The organism is Paenarthrobacter sp. NPDC018779 (genome assembly GCF_044391085.1).
Classification (GTDB): domain Bacteria; phylum Actinomycetota; class Actinomycetes; order Actinomycetales; family Micrococcaceae; genus Arthrobacter.
Genome location: NZ_JBIRZS010000002.1, coordinates 283,988 through 304,022, shown reverse-complemented (window position 1 = coordinate 304,022; position 20,035 = coordinate 283,988). Strand labels below are relative to the sequence as shown.

Below are 20,035 nucleotides of genomic sequence, written 5' to 3'. Positions count from 1 at the left end.
GGCTGCCGCTTGTTGGCATCGGCATTAATGCAAAAAGCCCCCGGACAATGTCCGAGGGCTTTCGCAGTGGAGATGGGGGGAATTGAACCCCCGTCCGATGTCGTGTTGTCAGGGCTTCTCCGGGCGCAGTTTGCGTCGGATTTTCTCGGCCCCAGCCATCCTGCAAACAGGTGGCTGATCCGGGCCCAGTCATCTAAAGTCCCGTTTACCCCAATGACGAAGGCAAACAGCAGTGGCTATCTAAATGACGCCAGGAACCGGGGCGATAGCAACCCCGGGCTGACGGACTGTCTTACTGCTTAGGCAGCGAGAGCGAAGTCAGTGCGCTTAGATTCGGCACTTATTGGTTTGCAGACAGCGTTTACGAGATAATTCTGCATCCTCGGCCCGCTTCACCTGTCGCGACTAACATCGTCGAAACCGATCATCCCCGTATTTTGTTACCAAACCGACGGCCTCACCAAGCTCCGCCGGACTATCCATCATAACGCATCTTCCGGAACGTTCATTCCCCGGACACGCCGTGAACGGTCAGCGCCTGTTACGCTCCCGGAGTTCCCGCAACGACTCACGTTTGTCCTGCTGCTCACGCAGCGTCTGGCGCTTGTCGTAATCCTTCTTACCGCGCGCTATGGCGATCTCCACCTTCGCGCGGCCGTCCAGGAAGTACAGCTGCAAAGGAACCACAGTGAAGCCGGACTCACGGATTTTGTGCGAGATTTTGTCCAGTTCTTCGCGGTGCAGCAAAAGCTTACGACGACGGCGGGCGGCGTGGTTGGTCCAGCTCCCCTGGTTGTACTCGGGGATGTGGATACCTTCCATCCACAACTCGTCGTTGTAGAAGGTACAGAACCCATCCACCATTGAGGCATGGCCCTCCCGGAGGGACTTCACCTCGGTACCCATGAGGGCAATGCCTGCCTCATAGGTATCCAGGACATGGTAGTTATGCCGGGCCTTCCGATTGGTGGCCACTACCTTACGGCCACTTTCCTTGGGCACGGTAGAACTCCTTGTTAGATGCGGATTCCACTTAGTGTACGCCAGGGCCGGGACGGCTCCGCGCCATAGCGGAAACAGTTTCGCTGACGGGGTAAGCCTTTAGAGCAGCGTCATGGGGTCCACGGCAACTCCGTTGAGCCAGGTCTCGAAGTGCGCGTGGCAGCCGGTGGAGTTGCCCGTGCTTCCCGAGTAGGCGATGAGCTGGCCCTGTGAGACCCGTTGTCCGTTCGCCACCACGATGCTGCTGTTGTGGTAGTAGATGGTGGTCAGCGAGTTGCCTTGCACCACACCGTGGGACAGCTTGACGCGCCAGCCGCCGCCGTCAGCCGAATTCCACCCGGAGTTGAAAACTTCACCAGCCGCAGCTGCGTACACGGGCGTTCCACAAGGCGCTCCGAAGTCGATGCCCGTGTGCATGTAGCCGCCGGTGCCGTAGAAATCGATGGTGCCGGGCGGCGTCGCACGCCATCCGAATCCCGAGGTGATGGGAACGTAACTGGCGAAGGGGTGCCGCAGGCCAAAGGACGACGGCGAGCCCACCGGCGGGACGAACGGGGTTTCCGGCGGTGCCGGCTTGCCTTGGGCAGCTGCGGCAGCGGCCGCGGCGGCTGCCGCCTCGGCAGCGAGCCTGCGCTGTTCCGCTTCCCATGCTTCGCGAAGTTTGCGGTCACGTTCAGCGATTTCCGCCGCCACCGAATCCTGTTCCGACTTCACGCGGGCCAAGTCGGCTTCAATTCCGGGCTTGGCGGCTTGAAGCTGCCCGTTCAGCCGGGTGGTGTCCTCGATGAGTTTGTCCACCTCGGCCTTTTTGCTGGCAGCTTCATCGCGGGCCGCCTTCTCCCTGTTCAAAGCCTCGTCCGCTTTCGCCTTGAGGTCCTGGATCTCGGCCTCGACAGCCGCAAGACGCGCCTGCGAGTTCACGTTGGTGGCGTTCTGCTGCGTCAACTTGGTCATGGCGGCGTTCTGGCTCCGCATGGCCTGGTCGGCGAGGTCCATGGACTCAGTGAGGCTGCCGGACTCGTTCGAGCCGAACAACAGCGCGATGTTGGTGGGGACGCCGCCGGACTTGTAGGCCTGCGACGCGATCTGGCCGATCAATTTCTTCGTATCGGTGATCTTCTGCTTGTCGCTTTCCAGCTGCTCGGTGATCTTCGCCTTGTTCTGCTGGGCCAGTTCCACCCTTGCAGCCAGGGCCTCAACTTCCTTGACGGCGCTCGCTACCCGGCCCTGTGCCTCCAGCAGCGCCTGCTGGGCACCGGGAAGCCGCCCTTGGTAGACCACCAGGTCAGCAGCCGCTTTGGCAATCTTGGCGTCCACGAACTCCAGGGAGGCCTGGACCCGCGCAGCCTCCGCCTCAAGCGCCGCTTGCTGGTCGTCCAGGTTGTCGGCCTGGGCAGCGGGTGCACCTGAAAGGATGCTGGCAGCCAAACCCACGGCCAGGACTGCGCCGAGAATCCGGGCTTGCCCGCCTGCCAGGCGCCGGCGAAGGGAAATCCGGTCCAACGTGGTCATCATGAGTCCTTTACATTCACCGGCATGGTCTGTGTTGTTCCGTCCGTTGGCCATGCTAAACCTTCAAGTAGCGCCGGAGGGTTAACAACGAGGATATCCCGGCCAGCCCACCGCCCAGGGCGATGAGCACAGGAGCGATCACCAGGACCTGGGTGGAAGAGATGAAGGGCGTGTTCAGGAACTGCCGTGAAAGATCTCCGTTGAGCCAGAAGTGGGCCATGAGCCACAACGTCACGGAAGCCAGCAGCGCGCCGACCACGGCGGCAATCACCCCTTCGAGGATGAACGGCAACTGGATCACCGCCTTCGACGCCCCGACCAACCGCATGATGCCCGTCTCGCGACGACGGCTGAAGGCGGAGAGCCGGATGGTGGTGGTTATCAGGAGCACCGCGCAGAAAATCATCACGGCGGCGATGCCCACGGCCACCACAGAGGCACCGTTCATCCAGGAGAAGATTCTTTCCAGGACCTGGCGCTGGTCGCTGACCGTTTCAACGCCCGGCTGCGAAGAGAACGTTTCGCTGATGATCTGGTACTTCTCCGGGTTCTTCATGTTGATCCGGAAGGAGGCGGGCAACTGGTCCTCGGACACGGAGTCAACGATCGGCGAATTGGAGAACTGCTCTTTGAAGTGTTTGTAGGCCTCGGCCTGGGACTCGAATTGGAAGTCGTTGATGTACTGCTTGACCGCCGGCGATTCCAGCATGGCCTGGATGTTGGCCTGCTGTTCCTTCGTAGCCGGACCCGATGCGCAGCCCACGGTGGTCGAGCCATCGTTGCACAGGAAGACAGCCACCTGGACCTTGTCGTACCAGTAGCCCTTCATCTGGTTGATCTGCATCTGGAGCATGCCGGCGGCGCCCACGAACGTCAGCGACACGAACGTCACCAGCACCACGGAGATCACCATGGACAGGTTCCGGCGCAGGCCGCTGCCGATTTCCCCCAGGATAAACAGGAACCTCACAGCTGTGCCCCCTGAGCGCGGGTGATTTCCTCGTCGCTGGCATCGCGCAGGCGTCGCGATTCGCCCACCACGGGAATCATGGAGGTATACAGCGCCTTGGCTTCGTCGCGGATCACTTTGCCGTCCTTGAGTTCCACAACGCGGCGACGCATCTCATTGACGATGTCGTCGTCGTGGGTTGCCATGACCACGGTTGTCCCATTCTGGTTGATCTTGTCCAGGACGCCCATTATGCCCATGGAGGTGATCGGGTCCAGGTTTCCCGTCGGTTCGTCCGCCAAGAGGATACCTGGACGGTTCACCACTGCCCGGGCTATCGCCACGCGCTGCTGTTCACCGCCGGACAGTTCATGGGGCATGCGGCGTTCCTTGCCTTCCAGGCCCACCGTCTTCAGGACCTCGGGAACGGTTTCCCTGATGATCGAGCGGCTCTTGCCGATCACCTGCATGGCGAAAGCCACGTTGGCGAAGACATTCTTCTGGGGCAGCAGGCGGAAGTCCTGGAAAACCACGCCAATGCCGCGCCGCAGTTTGGGCACGCGCCAGCTGGAAATATTGGCCACGTTCTGGCCGGCCACATAGACGGAACCCGAGGAGGCCTTGTCCTCTTTAAGGATCAGGCGAAGGAAAGTGGATTTGCCTGATCCCGACGCCCCCACCAGGAAGGTGAATTCGCCGCGGTTTATCTCAAGGCTTACAGCGTCGAGCGCCGGTCGGGCATTCTGCTCATAGACCTTGGTGACATTCTCAAATCTGATCATGGCCCTTTTGACCCCGCCGGACATGACTGATTGGCCCAGTCCAACAGCCGGAGCGCGGGCTTTCGGTGGGGGAAGTGAGAGCACCGGCCTTCCGACTATACGCACGACCCCACGGTGATTTCGGGGCTTTCGGGGGCGTGTCGCCAAAACGGGCCCAAGCCCCGAACGTGTGCTTAGTCGGCGGCGTTGCGGTTGCTGGTCCGCCAGCGGATTCCGGCGTCGATGAAGTCGTCGATGTCACCGTCGAGCACTGCGGAGGTGTTGCCCACTTCGTGCTCGGTCCGCAGATCCTTGACCATCTGGTAGGGATTGAGCACGTAAGAACGCATCTGGTCGCCCCATGATGCCTTGACGTCTCCCGCAAGCGCCTTCTTTTCAGCGTCTTCCTGCTCCTTCTTCAACAGCAGGAGCCTGGACTGAAGGACGCGGAGCGCGGCCGCCCGGTTCTGCAGCTGCGACTTTTCGTTCTGCATGGACACCACGATCCCCGTGGGAATGTGCGTCAGCCGGACGGCGGAGTCCGTGGTGTTAACGGATTGCCCGCCCGGCCCCGAGGACCTGAAGACATCCACACGGATCTCGTTGTCCGGGATCTCGATGGAGTCGGTCTGCTCGATCAACGGAATGACTTCCACAGCCGCGAACGACGTCTGGCGCCGGCCTTGGTTATCGAACGGGCTGATCCTGACCAGGCGGTGTGTTCCCGCCTCCACGCTGAGCGTGCCGAAGGCATAAGGTGCCTTCACTTCAAAGGTGGCGGACTTCAGCCCGGCCTCTTCGGCATAGGACGTATCCATCACCGTGGTGGGATAGCCGTGGCGTTCGGCCCACCGTAGGTACATGCGGAGCAGCATCTCCGCGAAGTCTGCGGCATCAACGCCACCCGCGCCGGCCCGGATGGTCACCACGGCCTCGCGTTCGTCGTACTCACCCGAGAGCAGGGTGACCACTTCAAGGTCCGCCAACGCCTTGCCGATCGAGGCCAGTTCCTTTTCGGCTTCGGCCAGGGAGGCCTCGTCGCCTTCGTCCTGGCCGAGTTCAACCAGTACCTCAACGTCGTCAATCCGTGCAGAGAGCCTGGTGAGGCGTTCCAATTCAGACTGCCGGTGCGATAACCGGGAAGTGACCACCTGCGCGGAAGCGGGGTCGTCCCACAGGTCCGGCGCTCCGGCCTGTTCGCTCAGCTCGGCGATCTCGGCCTTCAAGGCATCGACATCACTGACGTTCTCGATGGAACTGTAGGTTGCGCGAAGCGCGCGGATTTCTGCGGGAAAGTCGATCTCAGCCATGATCTTTCCAGCGTACGCTATCGGCGCCGCTCCCCCGGCTGGGCGTCGCTATTGCGTCAGGCGGGACCTCGATGTGGACCGCGCCTCAACGCGTATTCCCTCCGGCAGGAGGAAACTGACCACCGGAGGATGCGCGACGGCGGTGAGAACCACCACCGCGGTACCGCCGGCAAAGCTGCCGGTTCCCGGCCCAACGGACAGCCGATCATGGCTGGCATAGGCATCAATGTCGATCAGGTACGACCCCGCTGCGGCCACCACGCGTTCGTCCACCAGGAAGGCGCCCGGCACCTCCTGGGCGCCGATGTCTTCGGGCCTGAACGTATCTGCCGCAGCGAGAGCTGCACCATCGGCCAACGAGAGAAGCCTCTGATGTTCCACGTAAACGGCGGATACGGCCATGACAACGCTTGCCAGGACCAAGGCCAGCAGGAGGAATCCGACCGTAAGGACAGTGATCTGTCCTGCTTCACGTTCTCTACGGGAGAGACTTCGGCGGGCAGGGGCCGCGGCGTTCGCTGCCGGTACGGTACTCAACGGAAGCGCCCGACTTTTTGGGTTGCTGAAGCATGAAGCCGGGCGGCATCCAGGTGCAGCGCATCCCCAAAGGGCGCCATGGGCAGGGCAACAGTGAGCTGGATGGAGACCGTGACAGCGGTACCAGCAGACAGGCAGTTTTGACGATCGCATGAAACATCCAAGGCAACGGCGTCCGGCCTGAATCCGTAATCCGTCGCGGCAACCAGAGCGGCCTCCTCGGCAGCAGCGCGCGCCGCAGCCGGTTCGGTCTGTTGCACGTAGGCCTTCGCGGCTTGGTCAGCCGCACCAACCACGGCAAACATTCCCCCTTGGATCTGGCCGACAGTCACTACGAAATAGATGAGCGGAACCATGAGCAACAGGCCAAGCAGTATGAATTCCACGGAGGCGTTCCCCCGCTGGGCCTCAACGGACCACGGCATGACCGGTCACTTTCAGCGTGCCTCCGGGACCGAGCAGTCCAACCACGGGCATCGGCGCAGTGACCCTCACTTCAAGCGTGCGTATGCCCCCTGCTTCGACCACCGCCGTCGTGACGTCCTCCGCGAACCTTTCGTTGAGGACACCGGTGATCAGTTCGGTGGTCCTGTCCTCGGCATCGGCCGCCGTACGGTCCGCCATGGCACCATAGCGTGCGCCGGAAGCAGCGGCGTCAATCAGCGTATTGCGAACGTGGAGGACCAGCATCAGTTGGACCACGGCAACGAACAGGAGGGTCATCACCGAACCCACCAGGACGAAGTCCACCACCGCAGCCCCCCGCTCGTCAGCCGCGGCATGGTGGGCGGGTCCCCGCGTGACCTTCTTTCTGTGGACTCCCGTTCCGGTTTTCGCACAGTCTTCCGGCACTAGTTGCCCACCTTGGACATCGCCTGGTTGAAGAGGTTTTCCAGCGCCGGCGATGCGATGGCCAGGAGACCCGCCACGAGGATCGCGGACATTAGAGTGATCATCACCCACCCGGGCACGTCGCCCCGCTCGGCTTCGTCGTCCAAAGGGGTGGCCCGCAGCACAAGTGCCAGGACCCAGGCGGAGAGCTTCCGCGTGCTGAAGCTTCCTGCGGCGCGGGTGGAGAAGTGGTTGGTCAAGGGATCCCCGATTCTTCGTTGTTGAGAGTGGAAACTGTGGTGCTTGCCGGTTGTGGCCGGTGCTCCTTAGAAGCTCAAGTCCAAAGCCGTGACGGCCGGGAAGGCAGCAAAGATGACCGTCAGGGGCAGAATGCCGAAGACGAGAGGGACCATCATTCCGATTTCCTTGCGTCCCGCCGATTCCATGAGCTCGCGTTTTGCGGCGTCCCGGACGTCAGCTGCCTGCGCCCTCAGCACCTCTGCCAAGGGCGTACCCCGTTCTACTGCCACCACCAATCCATCCACGAACCTGATAAGTGGAGGAAGGTCCGTCCTGGCAGAAAGTGCCTGGAGTGCCTCGGCCAGTGGTTTGCCTGCACGGGTATCGGCCAGCACGGCGGCAAACTCCTCCGCCAAGGCGCCCCGGGACGTGCGGCAGATCCGGTCCAACGCCCCTGCGGCGCTCTCCCCTGCGGCCACCGCGAGCGCCATGAGTTCCGCAAGGCCGGGAAACTGGGACAACAGGGCAGCATCGCGCCGCTTGATGGCTTGGCCCAACACCTGGTCCCTGAGCAAGTAGCCACCCAGCGCGGCTCCCCAGATCAAGGCGACGCCACCCACGGGATTGAATCGGCCTGCGGCAGCGTTCACTGCAACACCGATCAGGGCGACCATGAACCCCGCGGCCGCCCACACCAATTGTTCGGCCCTGAAATCCAGGACCGACTTTGCGGAACCAGCCCGGGCCAACCGCTTGGCCAAGGCAGCTCCACCAGGGTTGAAACGGCTGACGAAAGCCAATCCATCGCCTATGACGGGGCGAAGAATCCGCTCCAGCGCACCAAAGGGGGTACCAGCAGTGGCCGAAGCCCGCAGCAACCTCGATTCGAGGTTGAGCGTCCTGAGCTGCGGTTCCAACCTGTCCGAAAACGTCATGGGGCGCATGAATGGCAGTCGGGCAACCACCAACCATGCCCCGGTTCCCAACAGCAGGCCCAGGAGGACAGCAGTGGTTGTGGAAGCGTTCATCCGAGCACCCTTTCGTCCTCGGGAAGGGCACCAATCCGCAGCATGGCGGTATAACAGACTGCGGAAACAACAAGGCCACCCAAGAGGACCATGGCCCCGGTGGGTGTGTTGAACGCGAGCATGGCTTCAGGCCTTCCGGCCATGACCACCAGGACGACCCACGGCGCAGCCACCGCCAGCCTCGCCCCGTTGACGGTCCAGGACTGCCGGGCCTCCAATTCATTGCGGGTTCGCGCACTCTCCCTGAGGAAGGCGGCCAGGGTTCCCAGCATGCGGCCGAGGTCGGATCCGCCAACCTCACGTGTCATCCGCAGGGCTTCGATGATGCGGTCAGCAACGGGATCCGCCAGTCTCGCTTTCACATTGGTCAAGGCAGCATCGAACCGGCCTCCCGACCTGTAGTCGGAGCCGAAGTCCGTGAAGACGTGGCGCAGTTCTTCCGGGCCCTTGGTGCCAAGCTGGATCAAGGCATCAGGAAGGGAAAGTCCGGCGCGGATAGCCGAACGGAGGTGGTCCACAACGTCCGGCCACAACTGCCGAAGCACGGCACGCCGCCTCCGCGCCCGCCTGCGCACAACGGCGAGGGGCAGCCAGGCACCAAAGACCCCAAAGCAGGCGGACACGGGAAGCGACCCCGTGACCAGGAGGAAAACCAGGAACGCCAGCAGGCCAGCGCCCGCGCAACAAAGCAGCAGGCCAGCGCCGGAAACCTTTTCGATTCCCGCTGAGAGCAGCAGGAGTTCCAGCTTCCGCGGAACGTGGTTTCGACGCGGCTGCGGGTTGGGCTTCTCCCAGGCAGACCACCACACCAGGAACATGCCTACGCCACCCACAACGCCCAGCAAGGGAGCCATCAGTTCAATTCCAGCAGGGCCGCGACGTCGAAGCCCGAGCGAGCAAACTTGTCGACGGCGGGCAGCGAGGTGCCGTTGGGCACCAGCCGGCCCTCGGCCATCTGGAACACCGGCGAGGATTCGATCACGCCGTTCTCCACCCGGCGGCCAAGGGCCAGGATTTCAGTTACCTGCCTTCGCCCGGTGGAATGCCGGCTGCAATGCACCACGAGGTCAAGGCACGAAGCGACGGTGGGCACAACAAAAGCGTTGGAGATGTTTGCCCCGGCCAGGAGCGGCAGGGTACAAATCTTGGTCACCGCATCATGGGCGGAGTTGGCGTGCACCGTGCACATACCGGGGAGTCCCGAGTTCAAGGCAATAAGCATGTCCAGGCTTTCGGCTTCCCGGACTTCCCCCACCACCAGCCGGTCCGGCCGCATGCGCAAGGCCTCCTTGACCAGCCGCCTCATGGGTATTTCACCCTCCCCTTCGAGGTTTGGCTGCCGGCACTGCAGCCCCACAACGTCCCTCAGCGGCAACTGCAGCTCGAAGATCTCTTCCACGGTGATGACCCGTTCCCGGGAACCGATGGCCGCCGCCAGGCAGTTCAAGAGCGTCGTCTTTCCTGCTTGGGTTGCCCCGGACACAAGGATGTTCAGCCCACTGGCTACCGCCGCGGAAAGGAACCTCGCCGATTGCGGCGTCAGGCTTCCCATGTCCACCAGATGGTCCAGCTTGCTGGCCCGTGCAATGAACTTCCGGATATTGACGGCCCAGTGCTCCCTTGTGACATCCGGTATGGCCACGTGCAGGCGGGAGCCGTCGGGCAAGGAGGCGTCGACAAAAGGGGTGGACAAATCCAGCCTGCGCCCGGAGCTCTTGAGCATGCGCTCCACAAGATCGCTGATCTGTTGACCGTTCAAGGTGATGGCTGTCAGTTCGGACTCACCGTTGCGGGCCACGAATATCTGGCTTGGTGCATTGATCCAGATTTCCTCTATGCCGGGATCGTCAAGCAAAGGCTGCAAGGGACCGAATCCAGCGACGGCGTCGAAAACGTGCCGGCGGGCCTCTTCCAACGGGCCAAGCGGAGGCAACGCTCCCAGGAGGGCCCTGTCGTCGTAGTCGCGAACTGCCGCATCCACCAGTTGCCGTACATCCGTCCCCTTTTCCAAAGGATCCAGACCGCTTCGCCTGATGAGCTCGCGGACCTCCCCCTCGACGATCCGCAGTGCTTCCATCAGACCCCCAATAACCCAGTGATTTGTAAACGAGAGGCGCATCTCGAGTTATTTACGCTAGGCGAGGAGGACCGCCCTTCCAAGCAGCTCCGTGGGAGCTGTGGATAAGTCAGCACCATTTACCCCTTTGGTAGCTCCAGCACCACTAGTCACTCCAGTTTCGGAGGTGTTAGGGTAATGCCCGTTAGGAGCTGGCCTTTGGTCTCATGCGCAGGCGCCCGCCCCGGAGCTTGTCCGCAAGCCATCACCATGCGCCGCTGAGCCGCGGCACAGGGCCGGAAATAGGGATATGACAAGCAACCCAGTACGGTCGATCCGTCGCATTCCCCTGGCCAAAGCGGGGTTTGCCCTCACACTTGCCCTTGCGGCCGGTACCTTCCTGGTAACGCCGGCCTGGGCTGACGGCTCCGGCCCGCGCCCGGTGCCGCCCTCGGTGAGCGGGCAACCGGCAGCTCCGAAGGCGGAGTATCCGCCCATCGGTTCGTCGCCAAGCAAGGACGCCCCGCAGTCTGCGAAGACGCCGGCGGGCAACACGCCTGCCGCGAACACCGCCGTCGAACCTTCAACGGCCGGAAGTCCGGCAGCTGCGCCACCTTCTTCCGATGCTGCGCCCACTCCCCTGGCCGAGCGCGCGAAGCCGGGCACAGCTCCGGATGCGGAGGCCCTGAAAGCCGCCATGAGGGCTGCTATTCCGGCCGGAGGTGCCGAGATGGGCCAGCGCTCGCCACGTGTTGCTTCTTCGAAGCAGGAAGCCGGAACCGCGGGCCCCGCTGGATCGCGCGGTGTTGGCAGCGTGGTGCCCATGGCTCCGGATCCCGGCCACTGGCAGCCGACGGTGGGCGTCCAGGGGCAGGACGTCAGCGCCCACCAAGGCAATGTGGACTGGCAAAGCCAGTGGAACCAGGGTTCCCGTTGGGCGTACGTCAAGGCCTCGGAGGGCAATTACTACGTCAACGAAAACTACTCACAGCAGTACAACGGCTCACGCAACGTCGGCATGGTCCGCGGCGCCTACCATTTCGCCATCCCCAATTGGTCATCCGGCGCAGACCAGGCACGTTATTTCGTGGCCAATGGTGGTGGATGGACAGCTGACGGCTACACGCTGCCTCCGGTGCTGGACATCGAATACAACCCCTACGCCGGCCGAACCATCAACGGTTTCTACTTCGGCAACACGTGCTACGACATGTCCAAGGCCCAGCTGGGGCAATGGGCAGCGGACTTCGGCAACACCGTCAAGGCACTGACCGGACGCTTCCCCGTCATCTACAGCACCACCGACTGGTGGAATACCTGTGTAGGGAACTCCACCTTCGGCAGCTACCCCCTCTGGATCGCCTCCTACTGGTCCAACCCCACCAACTCCCCCGGCACCATGCCCGCGAGCTGGGGCAACTACAGCATGTGGCAGTACAGCAGCACGGGTCCTTTCGAGGGCGACTCCAACATCTTCAACGGCAGCTATGACCAACTGCGGACATTCGCCCGTGGCGTTTCCTACCCCTCCAATCCGTCCATCAAGTCTGGAGCCGACGTCCTCACCACCAGCGCGGCGGGCAGGCTCGACAATTTCCCGGCAGATGGCAACGGCAGGATCACGGGCCCGGTCACCATAGGTTCGGGCTGGTCCGGCGCAAAGGCGGCCTACGTGGTGGACTGGAACCAGGACGGTGTCCAGGACATCCTTTCGCAATGGTCCGACGGCACGTTGAAAGTGCTCAGGGGCGCTCCCGGCGGGGGGTTCTACGCTCCCATCCAAGTGGGCGCCGGCTGGCAGGAGATGTCCCTTACCGTCGGGTGGTGGAACTCCAAGGATCCGTATCCCGGCGTGATCGGGCAGGACTACCTTGGCAACCTCTACCGCTACCCGAATTCCGGAGGCGGAGCCCTGGGCAGCGGTGTCAGGATCGGCACGGGATTCAGCGGGCACCAACTGAACCAGATCGACTTCGACGGCGACGGCAACCAGGACCTGGTCACACGAACCACTGACGGCACATTGCGGCTCTACCGGTCCAATGGTGTGGGCAGCTTCATCAACGAGCCCGCGAGGACCATCGGTACCGGCTGGTCCGGCATGACCGCGGTCAGCTCCGCCATCAACTTCAACGGCGCAGCTTCCCAGGGCCTCCAAGCCCGGGCGGCCAACGGCGACCTCTACTACTACCCGGCCATGTCCGGTTCCTGGGGCAACCGCAGCCTTATTGGCCTTGGATGGAATGACGCCACGCTCATCAGCGGCGCACCCCTGGATGTGGAGAGCACGCTGGGCATCGATGAGGAGGACATCCTGGCCGTCCGCCCGGACGCCAACCTTTACCGCTACCCCGGAACGGGAACAACGGCACTGCTGCCCGAGGACCTCGTCGGAACCGGGTGGGCCGGGCTCCAAGCAGGTTTCGTCACCGACTGGAACGGCGACGGTGCGCTGGACATTGTGGCCCAGTGGTCCGACGGACGCCTGAGCGTCTACCCGGGCAGGAGCGGCAGCGGTTTTAGCGCTCCCATCTCCCTCGGAAGCAACTGGAAGAACTGGACGTTGACGGTGGGCACATGGAAGAAGGCCGATGCGAATCCGTCCATCGTGGGCTACGACGCCAACGGCCGCCTCTACTACTTCGCCAACCCCAGCGGCAAGACGGTTTCCACCGGAGTCTCCATCGGCGTCGGCTGGTCGGGACTGGACATCGTTCAAATGGATTTCGACAAGGATTCGAACGCCGACCTCGTGGCCAAGACCCCCACGGGTGACCTCAAACTGTACCGAAGCAACGGAACCGGCAATTTCATCGCCGAAACGCCGCGCGTGGTGGGCACGGGGTGGGATGTCATTTCCAGTTTCGGTGCGATCCGCAGTTTTGCCGGGGCAGGGTCCACCGGGATCATTGGCCGCACCACTGGCGGCGAGCTCCGCTACTATCCGGTTGGTTCCAACAGCACCTGGGGCACCCCGTCAAGGGTCGGGACCGGATGGAACGGCCTGACCATCCTCGCCCCCGCCGCCAGGTAACCACCCGGCGGTACGTCATGAAGGGCCCGTCCACGGAAATTCTCCGCGTGGACGGGCCCTCATGCGTTTGTCCCACGAGACGTTGGCCGCACGCAATATTAATCCGGCTTGAACCGGCCTAAATTCCTCCATCACATGTTCTAATGAAGGTGGTCTCACGTATTGGCTGTTCAGCGCATTCGGGAAACGGACTTTGTTTGGGGGCAAACGAAGAACATCCTGCAGCGCGCAATCAAGGAGTGATCTTTTATGGCGTTTAGAGTTGGAACTGCCATCGCTGACATTACGCCGTCCCTGAGCACCAATCCGTATATGGCGGGATATGGGACTACCGATGGCGGGCGCGAAGCCACCAGCAGTTCGCCGTTCGAGCCCCTCTACGCCCGGGCCATCCTCATCTGGGAAGACGCCAATCCCCACATCATCATCAGCCTGGATGTGCTGGCCTTGCCGCGGGCCATGCACCAACGCATCAGGGACCGGATCTTGGATCTGGCGGCCTGGTCCACCAGTGACATCCTCATCCAGGCCACGCACACCCACAACGGCCCCGCCTTGATCGACACTTTGCATCCCTTCATGGCCTACGGGCTCTCCGACCTGGGCCTGGTCCGGTCCTACAGCGCGGACCTGGAGGACACCATCGTGAACCTCGCACAGGAAGCCCTGGACGCTGACGAGACAGCCGTAACGTTCGACTACAAGGTCTCCACCCAGAATTTCTCGGCGAACCGCGTGGGCCTGCCTTATACCGAGACGGCTGTACCAATCCTGGTAGCAAGACGGGGCAACGGCACGCCGGCAGCCGTGATCTTCAGCTATGGCTGCCACCCCATCAGCGCCGGGCTGCGGACGCTTTTCGACGGGGACTTCGCCGCCGGCGCCTGCAACTATATCGAGAACCGCAACCCGAATTGCTTCGCGATGTTCATCCAGGGGCCCGCCGGCGACCAGGATCCCGGCGGCGTCCGCAGTTGGGAACTGCGGGACCAGCATGGCGACGCGCTGGGAGCCACGGTCAACAACAATATGCAGTCCGCAGGCCGCGCCTTGGCCGGCCCCATGGTCACCCGGTACCAGGAGGTCCAGTTGCCGCTGGACATCACCCCGACGGCGGCGAACCTCGCCGCCGTGCGGGCCGCCTACGTCTCCCGCCTCCCGAACCCGAACGGGCAGCCCCAGTGGTACCAACGCCATGCCCAGGTGATGATCGGGCGGATCGACAGCAACAGCTACGCCACATCCGTGCCGTCCCCGTTCCAGGTCTGGAAGTTCAACGGCAGTCCCCAATTGAAGATCGCCATGATCGGTGGCGAACTTGTGAGCGGCTACGCCGCCTACTTCCGCAACAGGAACGGCGGGACCAACGGAATCATCGTAGGTGGATACGCCAACGAGTCCTGCTGCTACATTCCCAGCAATGAATTCTTTCCACCGTCAATGCCCCTGGGCAGCTACGAGGGTGGCTGGGAGCCGGATTATCCGGGAATTGCCGGCGGTTCCATGACAGTCTATGGGCATATTGCCCATTTCAAGTCCGGCGCAAATGGCGTGGAAACCACGCTGATCAATGCCATGAATTCACTGCTCGCCTAGAATTCAGGCAGCGGCAATGGCGCGGACCCGAAAAGGGTCCGCGCCATTTGTTTGTGCAACAAGAATAATTGCTAGGAAACCACGGCAGTCTTCAGCCATCGCGTAAAAATGGCCGCCTGAGGCGCCAGGGGCGCCAGCGTCAGGGACCCTTTCACCACGGGAACGCCGTAGGCCGCAAGAGAGGCGGCCAGGTTCCGCGGATCGGTCCGGGTAGAGGCACGGATGATCCGGAGGCAGAGCTCGGAGGCCTGTCCACCCGGGGCTCCGGCAGCCACCGCGGCATTCACGGCAGCAGTCTCTTCGGATGTCAGCACGTGCGGACCCGAACCAACATAGGCCACTTGGCAGTCCGTGATGTGCATGTAGCGGGTGGAAGCCCACACCTCTTCCAGGCTTGAGAACTTGCCAATGAGGCTGCCGTCTGCGGCCAGGCACGTGAATTGGTACCTCACCAACGGCTCGGGCTTTTCCCTGGCCACATGGTCGTCTTTCGCGACGGCCGGCGCCACGTCAAGGGCGGAGGTTTGGGAAGTTTCTACTTTGGTTCCTGAGCAACCGGCCAGGGCAATTGTTGCCACACCAAGCTGAAGAACACTGCGCCTGCGCATGTCCACCGAGGGATCCCCACTTCATTCGGATGCTCCCCAGCTCCGCATGCATTGGTTATTCGCCCCACGCCGTTTCCGGCTGCGTCTTAGTACATCTTCCCCCAAATTCCGCATTTGTCACTAGTAAAGTTTTGGCCGGCTGCCAGGTCCACGGTCTTGGAGGCCTCGGGAAGGCCGCCGCTGGCTACGACGCTTCCGCCTGGCGCCTTGACCGACCAGGCGCATCCGTCGGTGGAAACCCCTTGCTTGACCAGTTGGTAGCTGCCCGGTTCCATCTGTTCCCCGACTGCATGGCTACCATCGCCTACGCGTGTTCCGTTGGCCCAGCCGGCGAGGATCTTCCCCTGCGGGGCGTCGGGGCAGTACTGGGCCGCAGCAAGGAGCGTTGCCTTGGCAGTTCCCGCAAACCCGTCCGGCCCCGCCTCGTCGCTGATCCTGGTGCACAGCCGGAGGATGTCCAGCATCACGGCCAATCCCCCATCTTCAGCGTCCTGCTGGCCGGCGGCGGAAACTGCTTCGGCTTCACGGGGTGTCGCTTCGAACGGCTGCTGGCCTTCGTAGCCGACGTCGCAGGAACCCATGCGGGTGTAGTTGGTTGCGGCCCAGACCTCCGCAAGGCTGGACAGCTGCACTTCCGGAGATGCGTCCAAGCTGGTGCAACGGAAGGAGTAGCGGCCAGGTTCGTCGTCACCGGGGCCGATGTCACCTTGGCCGGGTGGGTCACTCAACGGAACGGACGACGGCGACGGGCTGGGTGCCGCGGTCACGGTGCCGCCCGTGGAAGCCGACGGGCTGGAACTGGCAGAGGGCTGTGGCGCAGGGGCGGTGCATCCGCCCACGAGCATCACCAGGAACACTGCCAAAGGGATCATTCTGCGCATCGCTACCTCCACCTCAATCGTCGGTGGCACGTAATCGGCGGTCAAGACAGGGCGCGGTCAAAACCGGGGACGGGCCAGGTTCCGGACGGTGCCGAAAAAATCCACTAGTGACAAATGTGAAAATTGGGGGAAGATGTACTAAGACGCAGCCGGAAACGGCGTGGGGCGAATAACCAATGCATGCGGAGCTGGGGAGCATCCGAATGAAGTGGGGATCCCTCGGTGGACACGCGCAATCGCAGTGTTCTTCAGCTTGGTTTGGCATGCCTTGCCCTCTCCGGTCGCTCAAGAACCTCTCATGAAACCTCCCGCCATACTGCCTTGGGCACCAAGGGCGAACGGCTCCGGCGTCGGAAAGCAACCGCCGTCGTTGCGGCAGCAAGCCTTGCCACGGCGGCACTGACGGGAATGCTGGCAGCCGGTCCCGCCGCAGCTGACCAGGCCCGCCAAACCGTAGCCGTTGGCCTGACCAAGGCTGCCGGCGCAGTCGTGGACCCGAAGGGCCGGATCTGGGTATCCGATTCCAGGGCCGGCTTCTGCCGTGTCACCGAGGCGGCCGGTGCAACCAATGGCGGCCTCGAAACCAGCACGTGCCTCGGCGGAACCCTCACCGGCCATAAGACGGGCCCCGCCCTCGCCGGCACCCCGGCAATCATCGATCCAACGCCGGGCAACCCGGGCAGCGGTGACGAAATCGCGTTCATTCCGGATGCCGCCGTCGGAAGCTCCGAGGTATACCGTGCCGTGTGGAACGCAGGGAGCAGCGTCTTCAACTACAAGAGCCAGCTGACCATTTTCGATGGCGACCTCCGGCCGAACGCTGCCAGCGACGGTCCAGACGGCAACATCTACTTGTCCTTTGCCAATGCCAGGTCCATCGTCAAGATCGTCGATCCAACGGCACTCCACCCCAGCATCGAGTCCATTGCCTCGGTCAATTCCAGCTCGCTGGGGATCGCGGCAACCCACCGCAACAGCGGCGGCAACGTCGTAGTGTATGTCGCGGAAACATCGGGCCTGACAGTCTTCACTGCACCGGACGATGGCGTCTTGACCAACTACGTACCAACAGCCCTGTACAACGTCGGCAAGCCGACGGCCATCTACTACGATTGGCAGACGCCCCTGGTGCTCTACACCGGGACCGGCGGAGGCACCGGCATTGCCGATGCCGGCAAGGACAAGATCTCCCGGATCGACTTGAGCAACGATTCGGTGGACAACCAGTGGGCGCTTGGCTTCAGCAAGGTCGGCGGCATCACCATGCGGGACGGCAAGGTCCTGGTCATGGACGATCCCGGCCAACTGGACCCGGCCAAGCCGAGCGGACAGGGCAGGCTGCAGAGCCTCGGCGGCATCGTGCCGTCCATCGTCAGCGGCCCGACGGCGGCAAACGGCACCCAGGCGGCCAACCCCGCCTTCACCAACGACTCCACGCCCACCTTCACTGTGGCCTCGACGCCTCCGGGCGGCGCCCTCGACTGCAGCCTGCAGCTGAGCACGGCTGCACCGGTCTGGAACGGCTGCACCAGCGGAAGCTTTACGCCCGCCACCGCCTTGGCGGCCGGTGCCTACACCTTCTCCGTCAGGGCCGCACCATCCGGTGTTCCGGTTTCCCGTTCCTTCACCATCGACCTGACGGCTCCGAAGGCGCCGGTCATCACCGCACCGGCTGACGGGTCAACGGTCAACGGCTCTCCGGTTCTGGGGGTGACGTCGGATCCGGACTCGGCACTTTCCTGCTCCATTGATTCCACTACCGCGTTTACGGCCTGCGCCAATGCGCAGACACTGAACCTTGCCACGGCAGGCCAGCATGTGATCCGGGTCAGGGCAACAGACATGGCCGGAAACGTCAGCCCCGTCGCCTCGGTGACAGTGACGGCAGACCTGACCGCTCCCCAGGTGAGCATCACCTCACCGGCGCAGGGAGCAACGGTGGGCGCCTCGCCGTCGTTTGTCTTTACGTCGACGTCAAGCGACATCGCGGGCTACCGCTGCAAGCTCGGAAACAATGCCTTCACTGAATGCACGTCGCCCAAGGCGTACACCAACCTGCCCAACGGAACGGCAACGTTCACGGTCGAAGCCAGGGACGCAGCAGGAAATACGTCCACAGCCACCCGAACGGTCACGGTGTCCGCTGCGGACACCACGGCCCCGGTGGTTTCGGTCAATCCAGCGGGCGGCACCTATGGTCCCAACAAGACCGTTGCGCTGTCCGTCAACGAGGCTGCAACCATCTACTACACCACTGATGGAAGCACCCCCACTGTCGCCAGCTCCGTGTACTCGGCACCCCTGCCATTGCAGACCATGTCCCTGAAGTACTTCGCCAAAGACACGGCCGGCAACTCCTCGGCCGTCGCCACCCAGGCTTACACGGTGGACAACACCGCGCCTGTGCTGACGGTGTCACCGGCGCCCGGTGGCTATCCCTCCGGCCAACTCGTGACGATGACATCCAGCGAGGCCGGGGGTATCTTCTACACTACCGACGGCACCACACCTGGCACGGCAGCCACTGGAAGCACCAAGGCGTACACTGCGCCGTTCGCGCTGACGGGTAACACCACCGTGAAATCCCTCGCCGTGGACGCCTACGGCAACGCCTCGGCAGTCCAGTCCACCGCCTACACAGTGCTGGATACAACGCCACCGGTGGTCACAGCCAATCCGGCCGCGGGCAGTTACCCTGCGAACCAGCAAATCACGCTGACGGCCAATGAAGCCGGCTCCAGTATCTACTTCACCACCAACGGGACCAATCCGACGGCCACGGCCGCCAACAAGTACTCCACGCCGATCACACTGACCGCAGCCATGACGCTGAAGTACTTTGCGGTGGATCCGGCCAACAACAGTTCGGCAATCGTCAGCCAGGCCTACTCCGTGGCCGCCCCACCGGCCAACACCTGGAAGGACTACACCGGGGATGCCAAGAACGATGTGATTGCCCGCGACAACGGCGGCACGCTCTGGCTCTACCCGGGCAATGGGGCCGGCGGATGGTTGACCCAGAAGTCCCTCGGAACGGGGTGGAACACGCTCACCGCGATCGTTCCCACCAAGGACTTCAACGGTGATGGCCGCAGCGACGTCCTGGCCCGGGACGCCAACGGTGTCCTCTGGCTGTACCCCGGAAACGGCGCCGGTGGACTCCAACCGCGGATCCAGGCCGGAACAGGCTGGAACGCCATGACGCTCATCCTGGCGCCCGGCGATTTCAGCGGCGACGGCAAGGCAGACCTCCTCGCGCGGGACTCCGCCGGCGCCCTCTGGCTCTACCGCGGCAACGGGACGGGCGGCTTCGGCACGGTGACGCAAGTCGGCTCGGGCTGGAACGCCATGAACGCCATCCTGAGCACCGGCGACTTCAACGGCGACGGGAAAACAGATGTGCTGGCCAGGGACACCTCCGGCATCCTCTGGCTCTACCCGGGCAACGGTACCGGCGGCTGGCTCAGCAGGGTGCAAGTGGGCAGTGGCTGGTCCTCGATGACTGCCATCCTGGGCCCCGGTGATTTCAACGGGGACGGCAAGAATGACGTCCTGGCCAGGGACGCCGGCGGCAATCTGTTCCTCTACCCGGGCAATGGAACGTCCGGCTGGCTGTCCCGCAGCCAGGTCGGCTGGGGATGGGGAGGTTTCACATCGCTCCCCTGACCAGAGCCACATAGGGCAGGACGG

17 protein-coding genes and 1 other RNA gene are annotated in these 20,035 nt (G+C 63.1%); 3 read left to right on the top strand and 15 right to left on the bottom strand.

Annotated elements, in window-relative coordinates; genetic code table 11:
- Window positions 1–64: 64 nt before the first annotated feature.
- The 13 genes from ssrA to ACH488_RS03650 form a co-directional block, all read right to left on the bottom strand.
- Window positions 65–432: a transfer-messenger RNA gene (ssrA, locus tag ACH488_RS03710) on the bottom strand.
- Between the two features lie 99 nt (window positions 433–531).
- On the bottom strand, window positions 532–1,002 hold the full coding sequence (gene smpB, locus ACH488_RS03705) for an SsrA-binding protein SmpB (protein ID WP_364158310.1): 471 nt from the start codon (window positions 1,000–1,002) through the stop codon (window positions 532–534).
- A 99-nt stretch (window positions 1,003–1,101) separates the two neighbouring features.
- Complete coding sequence (locus ACH488_RS03700) at window positions 1,102–2,514, bottom strand: peptidoglycan DD-metalloendopeptidase family protein (RefSeq protein ID WP_397322522.1); 1,413 nt, start codon at window positions 2,512–2,514, stop codon at window positions 1,102–1,104.
- 55 nt (window positions 2,515–2,569) lie between these two features.
- The gene (gene ftsX, locus ACH488_RS03695) at window positions 2,570–3,484 is read right to left on the bottom strand and encodes a permease-like cell division protein FtsX (RefSeq protein WP_397322345.1); all 915 of its coding nucleotides are present in this window, start codon (window positions 3,482–3,484) and stop codon (window positions 2,570–2,572) included.
- On the bottom strand, window positions 3,481–4,245 hold the full coding sequence (gene ftsE / locus ACH488_RS03690; protein ID WP_397322344.1) for a cell division ATP-binding protein FtsE: 765 nt from the start codon (window positions 4,243–4,245) through the stop codon (window positions 3,481–3,483). The genes ftsX and ftsE overlap by 4 nt, the downstream gene beginning before the upstream one ends.
- A 173-nt stretch (window positions 4,246–4,418) precedes the next feature.
- Window positions 4,419–5,534, bottom strand: coding sequence for a peptide chain release factor 2 (prfB, locus tag ACH488_RS03685; protein ID WP_397322342.1), 1,116 nt, complete (start codon window positions 5,532–5,534; stop codon window positions 4,419–4,421).
- 48 nt (window positions 5,535–5,582) lie between these two features.
- Window positions 5,583–6,071: a pilus assembly protein TadG-related protein gene (locus ACH488_RS03680; RefSeq protein ID WP_397322340.1), complete on the bottom strand. Its 489-nt coding sequence runs from the start codon at window positions 6,069–6,071 to the stop codon at window positions 5,583–5,585.
- On the bottom strand, window positions 6,068–6,457 hold the full coding sequence (locus ACH488_RS03675; protein ID WP_397322338.1) for a hypothetical protein: 390 nt from the start codon (window positions 6,455–6,457) through the stop codon (window positions 6,068–6,070). The genes ACH488_RS03680 and ACH488_RS03675 overlap by 4 nt, the downstream gene beginning before the upstream one ends.
- Before the next feature lie 22 nt (window positions 6,458–6,479).
- Window positions 6,480–6,824 carry a TadE/TadG family type IV pilus assembly protein gene (locus ACH488_RS03670; RefSeq protein WP_397322521.1) on the bottom strand — a complete coding sequence of 115 codons (345 nt, stop codon included), beginning with the start codon at window positions 6,822–6,824 and terminating at the stop codon, window positions 6,480–6,482.
- A 98-nt stretch (window positions 6,825–6,922) separates the two neighbouring features.
- A complete protein-coding gene (locus tag ACH488_RS03665) occupies window positions 6,923–7,162 on the bottom strand; it encodes a hypothetical protein (RefSeq protein WP_397322530.1) in 240 nt (79 codons plus the stop codon).
- A gap of 66 nt (window positions 7,163–7,228) precedes the next feature.
- Window positions 7,229–8,170 carry a type II secretion system F family protein gene (locus tag ACH488_RS03660; protein WP_397322337.1) on the bottom strand — a complete coding sequence of 314 codons (942 nt, stop codon included), beginning with the start codon at window positions 8,168–8,170 and terminating at the stop codon, window positions 7,229–7,231.
- A complete protein-coding gene (locus ACH488_RS03655; RefSeq protein ID WP_397322336.1) occupies window positions 8,167–9,024 on the bottom strand; it encodes a type II secretion system F family protein in 858 nt (285 codons plus the stop codon). The genes ACH488_RS03660 and ACH488_RS03655 overlap by 4 nt, the downstream gene beginning before the upstream one ends.
- Complete coding sequence (locus ACH488_RS03650) at window positions 9,024–10,247, bottom strand: CpaF family protein (protein ID WP_397322335.1); 1,224 nt, start codon at window positions 10,245–10,247, stop codon at window positions 9,024–9,026. Before ACH488_RS03650 ends, ACH488_RS03655 begins: the two co-directional genes overlap by 1 nt.
- Window positions 10,248–10,536: 289 nt before the next feature.
- Here ACH488_RS03650 and ACH488_RS03645 point away from each other — a divergent pair, with 289 nt between their 5' ends.
- Both ACH488_RS03645 and ACH488_RS03640 read left to right on the top strand, forming a co-directional pair.
- Window positions 10,537–13,260 carry a GH25 family lysozyme gene (locus ACH488_RS03645; RefSeq protein WP_397322334.1) on the top strand — a complete coding sequence of 908 codons (2,724 nt, stop codon included), beginning with the start codon at window positions 10,537–10,539 and terminating at the stop codon, window positions 13,258–13,260.
- A 249-nt stretch (window positions 13,261–13,509) separates the two neighbouring features.
- Window positions 13,510–14,856 carry a neutral/alkaline non-lysosomal ceramidase N-terminal domain-containing protein gene (locus ACH488_RS03640; protein ID WP_397322332.1) on the top strand — a complete coding sequence of 449 codons (1,347 nt, stop codon included), beginning with the start codon at window positions 13,510–13,512 and terminating at the stop codon, window positions 14,854–14,856.
- A 71-nt stretch (window positions 14,857–14,927) separates the two neighbouring features.
- Here ACH488_RS03640 and ACH488_RS03635 read toward each other — a convergent pair whose 3' ends face one another.
- Both ACH488_RS03635 and ACH488_RS03630 read right to left on the bottom strand, forming a co-directional pair.
- Window positions 14,928–15,434 (bottom strand): hypothetical protein, encoded by a 507-nt coding sequence (locus ACH488_RS03635; protein ID WP_397322331.1) that lies wholly within the window; start codon window positions 15,432–15,434, stop codon window positions 14,928–14,930.
- A gap of 116 nt (window positions 15,435–15,550) precedes the next feature.
- Window positions 15,551–16,345 carry a hypothetical protein gene (locus tag ACH488_RS03630; protein ID WP_397322330.1) on the bottom strand — a complete coding sequence of 265 codons (795 nt, stop codon included), beginning with the start codon at window positions 16,343–16,345 and terminating at the stop codon, window positions 15,551–15,553.
- A gap of 321 nt (window positions 16,346–16,666) precedes the next feature.
- Here ACH488_RS03630 and ACH488_RS03625 point away from each other — a divergent pair, with 321 nt between their 5' ends.
- On the top strand, window positions 16,667–20,011 hold the full coding sequence (locus ACH488_RS03625) for a chitobiase/beta-hexosaminidase C-terminal domain-containing protein (protein WP_397322329.1): 3,345 nt from the start codon (window positions 16,667–16,669) through the stop codon (window positions 20,009–20,011).
- Window positions 20,012–20,035 lie beyond the last annotated feature (24 nt).

Excerpts from the sequence above, each read along its gene's own strand:
- prfB (WP_397322342.1), bottom strand. The coding sequence starts at position 5,534 with ATGGCTGAGATCGACTTTCCCGCAGAAATCCGCGCGCTTCGCGCAACC.
- ACH488_RS03645 (WP_397322334.1), top strand. The coding sequence starts at position 10,537 with ATGACAAGCAACCCAGTACGGTCGATCCGTCGCATTCCCCTGGCCAAA.
- ACH488_RS03640 (WP_397322332.1), top strand. The coding sequence starts at position 13,510 with ATGGCGTTTAGAGTTGGAACTGCCATCGCTGACATTACGCCGTCCCTG.
- ACH488_RS03700 (WP_397322522.1), bottom strand. The coding sequence starts at position 2,514 with ATGACCACGTTGGACCGGATTTCCCTTCGCCGGCGCCTGGCAGGCGGG.
- ACH488_RS03655 (WP_397322336.1), bottom strand. The coding sequence starts at position 9,024 with ATGGCTCCCTTGCTGGGCGTTGTGGGTGGCGTAGGCATGTTCCTGGTG.
- ACH488_RS03660 (WP_397322337.1), bottom strand. The coding sequence starts at position 8,170 with ATGAACGCTTCCACAACCACTGCTGTCCTCCTGGGCCTGCTGTTGGGA.
- ftsE (WP_397322344.1), bottom strand. The coding sequence starts at position 4,245 with ATGATCAGATTTGAGAATGTCACCAAGGTCTATGAGCAGAATGCCCGA.
- ACH488_RS03650 (WP_397322335.1), bottom strand. The coding sequence starts at position 10,247 with ATGGAAGCACTGCGGATCGTCGAGGGGGAGGTCCGCGAGCTCATCAGG.
- ACH488_RS03630 (WP_397322330.1), bottom strand. The coding sequence starts at position 16,345 with ATGCGCAGAATGATCCCTTTGGCAGTGTTCCTGGTGATGCTCGTGGGC.